The 436-nt window shown below is 45.2% G+C and carries 1 pseudogene; it reads left to right on the top strand.

Annotated elements, in window-relative coordinates:
- A pseudogene (gene rplP0 / locus E3E37_RS11145) lies at positions 1 to 436 on the top strand (50S ribosomal protein L10); the annotation flags it as partial.

Raw genomic sequence — 436 nt, 5'->3', positions numbered from 1 at the left:
CCGGCGTTCCAGTTCCGAGAGATGTTGTTGTTCCAGCTGGTCCAACTCCACTGTCACCAGGTCCAGTTGTCGGTGAGATGCAGGCTTTAGGAATTCCAGCCAGGATTGAGAGAGGTAAGGTTACAATCCAAAAGGACACAGTTGTTTTAAAGGCTGGGGAGATTATTACCCCACAATTGGCAAACATCCTTAACAAGCTTGGCATTGAACCTCTTGAAGTCGGTCTTAACTTGTTGGCAGCTTATGAGGATGGAATTATATACACACCAGAAGTCCTTGCAATTGATGAGGAAGAATACATAAACATGCTCCAACAGGCTTACATGCATGCATTCAACTTGTCAGTTAACATAGCATATCCAACAGCCCAGACAATCGAGGCAATTATCCAAAAAGCATTCCTCAACGCAAAGAGCGTTGCTGTGGAGGCTGGATA

Origin of the sequence: Thermococcus sp. ES12, assembly GCF_012027515.1 — an archaeon.
GTDB classification, from domain to species: Archaea; Methanobacteriota_B; Thermococci; order Thermococcales; family Thermococcaceae; genus Thermococcus; species Thermococcus barossii.
The sequence above is the reverse complement of the archived record's forward strand: the minus strand, read 5'-3'. Positions and strand labels throughout refer to the sequence as shown.